This is a genomic window from Porphyromonas somerae DSM 23386 (assembly GCF_000372405.1).
Classification (GTDB): Bacteria; Bacteroidota; Bacteroidia; order Bacteroidales; family Porphyromonadaceae; genus Porphyromonas_A; species Porphyromonas_A somerae.
Genome location: NZ_AQVC01000070.1, coordinates 1 through 6,412 on the forward strand (window position 1 = coordinate 1; position 6,412 = coordinate 6,412).

Genomic DNA, 6,412 nt, shown 5'->3' on the forward strand with positions numbered 1-6,412 from the left:
ATAGAGATCAATACAAAGACTGGCTTCCATACTACATTAAACTGAAGGAACAATTACCATCCATTCAACCCCTCTACAATGTATGATAATAAGAGAAATCTATACTTTATAGGTCTATCTTTGTTGTTTTTCGGGAAACAAAGCGAAATAAGTACATTCGCAATTCAAAGGAGCAGTCTGCCTTACACACTTTTTGGGTTATTACCCATCAGGTGCATACTTAGGATAAATAAGAGCAGGGCTAGAATCAAGGTACTTATACTGATGATGGACCAAATCCGATTTCTTAACGATGATGTCTTACGAAATTCTATGAAGTATTCTAGATACCTATCTTTCCTCCATAGGGTAAAGTAGTTAATCGGTATAGTCACGATGGCGGTAATGACTATGAAGGTTGCTCTATTTAGCATTGCTGGTGATGCACTTGGTATTAGTAAGGTGGTGAAGTTTGCAATGGTCCATAGGATAAGTGTCGTGAATGCCAGCATGCTTGTATCAGAAAGGAGCACTATGGTACTGATCTTTTCATTTGTCAGACTTCTTACTACCTCCTTATTTACTCTCATGTATTTCTCTTTATTGATCATGCCCAATCTGTACGGAATGCGAATGAGGATCATCCCAAATATTCTATAGTATAAAATCTGGGTCCAACGATTGTAGTAGTAATGACCGTAATACAATCTATTCCATATATACATTATCTTCTTCATGTCCCTATAGTGTGTGTATGCAACCACAAATGTACCTATTTTGAGACTATTGCACGAAGGCGATCTGCGGCGTTGCTTTCGGGATTCGGGCTCGGTCACGTACGTGAGTACGCTCCCAGCACCCTTACCCTTTTGTGTGTGCCTGGTGCCCTACGTGCACCTTGCCGTCAGCGCCTTGCATCTCATCCTTTGTGCAAAGTCTCGGCACATTTGAAACAAATGTGCGAGAATGGCACTTCGTGCAACATTCTCATTTTCCGCTTTGCTTTACATGAGCTATTGATAAGGACCTCCGGAGGAGGCACGGGGGTACCTAATCGGACGAGTCGGACGAGTCGGACAGGTCAGACGAGTCAGACGCCCTCCACTTGAGACTGTTGCACGGAGTGCATAATGAATAGCCTCTTCACTAATCACCAACAAATAAAAGGCTTTGAAGGACCTCTGCGAGGTCCTTACTCATAGACACCTTGCTAAAGACTTTTCTAATGCGTAACCCCTGTCGTACGAACGTTGGGGCAAGTGGTTCCGTGCTTTTTTGGTAGATTTGTATGAATATAAATCAAACATCCAAAATAGATATCATGAGACGTAGCGTAACGATCCAATGGATGCTCGCGCTTATACCACTACTAGCGAGCTTAAGTATCAGTGCCGTAGCACAAACCACCAAGAGCCCGTGGAGCATCGAAGAGGCCACCCCTGGCTCCATTCAGTATGCCCAGCTGATGCCGGAGAGCACCCAGTCCCTCAATATGGTCAATGAAGGGCTCCTTGTGCTTCAGGAAGATGGTTTGTATGCCGATGGCATCCAAGGGCGACAACTGATTGCTAGCCGAGAGAGTCTTGGCCTTACCCCCTACTACATGCACTTCAAAGGCGACCTCCTCTGTGCCAATGTAGGAGGCGATTGGGTGCTTTGGGATTATAAAAAGCAACAAGAAGTCTATCGCTATAGCTTTGATCGGAAGCGTTGGACCCACTTTACACCTACCGCACAAGGTCATTATGCCCTTCTTTCCGATGGGCAGAATATAGCCGTTGTCACCCCAGGGCAAGAGCCAAAGCTACTCACCACCGATGGCTCCTTTGATATCGCTTATGGTGTCTCCGTGCACCGCAATGAGTTTGGTATTGATGGCGGACTATTCCCCTCACCCGATGGCCGTTACTTCGCCTTTTATCGCAATGATCAGAGCGATGTAGAGTCCTACCCCATTGTCCAGATCAATCCACAGATTGCCCAGTACCAACCCATTAAATATCCAATGGCTGGTCGCAAGAGCGAAAAAGTGACCGTTGGCATTTACGATAGCCAGAAGGGAACCATCCAGTACCTACAGACGGGTGCTCCCACCGACCGCTTCTTCACCAATCTCGCTTGGACTCCCGATAGTAAGAGCCTTGTTATTGACGAAGTAGAGCGTAGCCAAGCAGAGACCAACCTCCGGGAGTACAACGTTGCTACAGGTCGATTGGTCCGTACCCTACTCAAGGAGACCCATCCCAAGTACATCGAGCCCTCCACTCCTATTCGCTTCTTGCAAGATGGACGTTTTGTGCGACTCAGTCGCGTCCGTGGCTACAATCATCTCTACCTATATAGCAGAGAGGGGCACTTGCTCACCCAGCTCACAGATGGAGCATGGGAGGTGAAGGAGCTGATGGGCATTGACGAGGCCAGCGGTTACATCTACTTCACCTCCAATAAAGATTACCCCATCGGCCAAGATCTCTACAGAGTCTCCCTCAAGCGTCCTCGCGTAGAGCGTATCACCGAGGGCAATGGCACCCATTACGTTTGGCTCTCTCCCGACTTCAGCCTCGCCTACGATCGCTTTTCCAATCTGGATACCCCATCAGTGGAGCAGCTGATCTCACTAAAGGGCAAGCGACAAGTGCGTGAGCTACTGCGTGCCGAGGATCCTCTAGCCAATAAATACCGTCCTACTGTAGAGCTCGGTAGCCTCAAAACAGCTGAGGGCGACGACCTCTACTACAAGCTGACCCGCCCAGCAGAGTTGGAGCCTGGTCGTAAATACCCAGTGGTCCTCTACGTCTATGGCGGTCCTCACTCTCAGCTCGTTACGGATAGTTGGCGGTCACTGCGTATGGGGTGGGATACCTATATGGCACAAGAGGGCTACATTGTCTTCACCCTAGATAATCGTGGTACCTCCAATCGTGGTATGGCGTTTGAGAGCATCACTCACCGACAGCTAGGAAAAGTAGAGATGGCCGATCAGATGCTCGGCATCGACTACCTTCGCAGCCTTCCCTATGTGGATGCCGATCGCATCGGTGTCTATGGTTGGAGCTTTGGCGGATTTATGGCGACCAACCTGATGCTCAGCCACCCAGAGACCTTCAAGGTTGGGGTCGCTGGTGGTCCAGTGATGAACTGGGCCTACTACGAGGTGATGTATGGTGAGCGCTATATGGATACTCCTGCCGAGAATCCTCAGGGCTACCAAGAGAGCAACCTGATTGAGCGTGCTGGAGATCTCAAGGGTCGCCTACTGCTCATCCACGGAGGGGTGGACCCTGTTGCCCTTTGGCAGCACTCCCAACTATTCCTTCAGGCGAGTGTCAAGGCTGGCACCCTTCCTGATTACATGGTTTATCCGATGGATGAGCACAACGTCCGCGGTCAGGACCGTGTGCACCTCCACAAGGTGATTTGTCGTTATTTTGAAGATCATTTGAAGTAAAGCCAAGAGCATAGATATATGAAAGCATTAATTATCGGTAGCGGTGGCCGAGAGCAGGCCCTTGCATGGAAAATAGGGTTGAGCGATATGATCACCCACATCTATATGGCTCCAGGCAATGGCGGTAGCCTACCCAAGTGCCACAATGTGCCTATCGGCGTCACGCAGTTTGAAGCCATCGCTCAGTTGATCAAAGAAAAAGAGATCGAGTTGGTGATTGTCGGTCCCGAGGTGCCTTTGGTAGAGGGAATCGTTGATTTCCTACAGGCCGATCCCCAGCTGAGCCACCTTCATATTGTTGGTCCTACCAAGGCCGGAGCCGAATTGGAGGGGAGCAAAGAGTTTGCCAAAGCCTTTATGCTTCGCCATGGTATCCCTACTGCCAAGTACCGCTCCTTTACTAGTGAGACCCTTGAGGAGGGGCTTCGCTATCTGAGGGAAGAAGAGCGACCCCCTTACGTGCTGAAAGCCGATGGCTTGGCTGCGGGCAAAGGCGTCGTCATTCCCGAGACCCTTGAGGAGGCTGAGGCCGAGATGAAAGAGATGCTAGGGGGTAAGTTTGGTTCCGCCGGTGCCACCGTTGTGGTGGAGAGTCACCTCTCTGGCATCGAATGCTCCGTTTTTGTCCTCACCGATGGCCGAGATTATATGCTTCTCCCCACCGCTAAGGATTACAAACGTATTGGCGAGGGCGATACTGGGCTCAATACGGGTGGTATGGGGGCGGTATCTCCCGTCCCCTTTGTGGATGATGCCTTTATCCAAAAGGTGGAAGAGCGCATTATCCGCCCCACTATCCAAGGGCTCCACTCCGAAGGAATTGACTACCGTGGCTTCATCTTCTTCGGACTGATGAACGTTGCTGGCGACCCCTACGTGATTGAGTACAATTGTCGCATGGGCGATCCCGAAACCGAGGCGGTGATGCTACGCATCAAGGGCGATATTGTCGGCTCTATGCTGGCACTCAAAGAGCAGGTGCTGGGACAGATGGAGCCCCTCCTAGAGTTTGATGAGGTGGCCACCACGATCGTCACCGTTTCCAAGGGCTATCCCGAAGCGTATCAAAAAGGCTACCCTATCACAGGACTAGAGGGTGAGGCTACTCCTGACCTTCAGATATTCCATATGGGTACAGCCTCCCAAGAAGAGGGGGTGGTCACCTCTGGTGGTCGTGTACTTGCCATCTCCTCTATGGGCGATACCATTCAGGAGGCCCTTGATAAAGCTTACCATCGTCTGCAAGGTGTGCACTACGAAGGCATCACCTACCGCCACGATATTGGGCAGGATCTATTGAAGCTGTGATTCTTCTTTCCACTCCATGTTCCCTAAGCCCTCCATCGTCAGCCAGTTACTACCACAGCTAGATACGTGGTGGGGTCTACTCGTCTCCTCTCCTTGGTTCATTGCTGCTCTGCTGATCTTTGTTGTGCTATCGGCAAAGCGACATGGAGAGTTGGCGTATGGCTCTACCCGCTCCTCGCTGGTGGGGTGGTTGCTGATGACCCTCTACTTTGCTGCACACCTCCTACTTCCCACTGCACAAGTTAGTTTGGGGCTACTTGGATTGGTCCTTATCATCATGCTGAGCGACGGCATTGTCTCCTCACTTAGGCATAGCCGCTCCCCCTTTTTTGTGCATAATCTTGGAGTACTATTGGGGTGTTTATTGATTATCCACCCCGCCAGTATCCTCCTCTATCCCTTTATCTTGGCCAAGCTGAGAGGAATTAAGAGCCTTTCAGGACGCCATATTACCGCCCTCCTTATCGGTACCATCTCCATCCTGCTACTCGCCCTCATGCTCTTTGCCCCAAGAAGTTGGGAGGGGGTAGCTAGCTTCCTACAGGCCGGTATTGCTCCGATCACCCAGATCCAGCTAGCTCCTCTTTCCGAGTGGCCATTGATCCTCTTGGACCTTCTATACCTACTACTCATTACTATTGCCTGTTTTCAGAGCCTTCGGACCAGTGTGGTGAGAGTGCGGTTGGCATTGAACTTTCACGTCCAGTTGGCTTGGATCCTGATGCTTCTTCACCTGCTCTATGGGGCGCAGAGTGGGGGCCCACAATTGTTTATCCACGGTGCTATCTTCGTCAGTGGTATTATGTCCGTGCACTTTGCTACCGAGCGTGATAGCCGTTGGATTGTCCTTCCTCTCACCCTTTTCACCCTTGCCCTTTGGGCATTCAAAGTGTGGGGCTGACTTCATTAAACACTCTGCTTTTATAGGATGATAGATTTCTTAATTCAGTATGGATACATAGGCGTCTTTTTAGCCGCCTTTTTGGCTGCCACCGTCCTCCCCTTTGGCTCTGAGCCAGTAGTGGTTGGCGTCCTTGCTGCTGGGGCAGAGTATGTACCGGTGCTAGTGGCTGCTACTATTGGCAACTTCCTAGGGGGCATGAGTTGCTACTGGCTCGGCTGGTTGGGTAAGACAGAGTGGATCACCAAGTACCTCAAGATGCCGGAAGAGATAGTCGATAAGTGGGTTCAGTGGCTCCAGGACAAAGGGTCATGGATGGCGTTTTTCGTCTTTCTCCCTGGCGTGGGTGACTTCTTTGCCGTCGCCCTAGGATTGCTCAAGGCGAGAGTTTGGCCGGTAGCTTTTTGGATGTTCCTTGGTAAATTCCTCCGCTACCTCGTCGTCTTCGGAGCTTTTGATTGGATTGCCGGCCTGCTAGCTGCTGCCTGAGGGCACCTTATCGGATAAGGGGGTGCACCTTATCGGACAAGAGGGTGCACCTTATCGGACAAGTCGGACGAATCGGACGGGGGGTGCACCTTATCGGACAGGGGGGGCACCTTATCGGACAAGTCGGACGAATCGGACGGGTCAGACAGGTCGGACGCGGCATGGGGAGCACCCGAAGGGTGCCACTCAGCTAGCCCCCGGTCAAGGCTCGTAGAGCCGAAGACCGGCGGGTTACGAGACCCCAAAATACCCTACGACCCTTGTGGTCGCACCTTGATAGGCTTGTG

The 6,412-nt window shown here is 51.0% G+C and carries 5 protein-coding genes; 4 read left to right on the forward strand and 1 reads right to left on the reverse strand.

Annotation, left to right across the window (positions count from 1 at the left end; genetic code table 11):
- Positions 1-182: 182 nt before the first annotated feature.
- The gene (locus A3GK_RS0109790; RefSeq protein ID WP_018029271.1) at positions 183-716 is read right to left on the reverse strand and encodes a hypothetical protein; all 534 of its coding nucleotides are present in this window, start codon (positions 714-716) and stop codon (positions 183-185) included.
- Positions 717-1,267: 551 nt separating this feature from the next.
- Here A3GK_RS0109790 and A3GK_RS0109795 point away from each other — a divergent pair.
- Genes A3GK_RS0109795 through A3GK_RS0109810 form a run of 4 tightly spaced genes read left to right on the forward strand, consistent with a single transcriptional unit; the run spans position 1,268 to position 6,125 of the window.
- Positions 1,268-3,427, forward strand: a complete 2,160-nt coding sequence (locus A3GK_RS0109795) for a S9 family peptidase (RefSeq protein ID WP_244860748.1) — start codon at positions 1,268-1,270, stop codon at positions 3,425-3,427.
- A gap of 18 nt (positions 3,428-3,445) precedes the next feature.
- Complete coding sequence (gene purD / locus A3GK_RS0109800; RefSeq protein WP_018029273.1) at positions 3,446-4,735, forward strand: phosphoribosylamine--glycine ligase; 1,290 nt, start codon at positions 3,446-3,448, stop codon at positions 4,733-4,735.
- Positions 4,736-4,751: 16 nt separating this feature from the next.
- Entirely contained in the window at positions 4,752-5,636 is an 885-nt protein-coding gene (locus A3GK_RS0109805) for a hypothetical protein (RefSeq protein ID WP_018029274.1), read from the forward strand.
- Positions 5,637-5,666: 30 nt separating this feature from the next.
- Positions 5,667-6,125 (forward strand): YqaA family protein, encoded by a 459-nt coding sequence (locus A3GK_RS0109810; protein WP_051052344.1) that lies wholly within the window; start codon positions 5,667-5,669, stop codon positions 6,123-6,125.
- Positions 6,126-6,412 lie beyond the last annotated feature (287 nt).

Bases quoted from the DNA above. Each gene is read 5' to 3' on its own strand.
- A3GK_RS0109790 (WP_018029271.1), bottom strand. From the start codon at position 716: ATGAAGAAGATAATGTATATATGGAATAGATTGTATTACGGTCATTAC.
- A3GK_RS0109795 (WP_244860748.1), top strand. From the start codon at position 1,268: ATGAATATAAATCAAACATCCAAAATAGATATCATGAGACGTAGCGTA.
- purD (WP_018029273.1), top strand. From the start codon at position 3,446: ATGAAAGCATTAATTATCGGTAGCGGTGGCCGAGAGCAGGCCCTTGCA.
- A3GK_RS0109805 (WP_018029274.1), top strand. From the start codon at position 4,752: ATGTTCCCTAAGCCCTCCATCGTCAGCCAGTTACTACCACAGCTAGAT.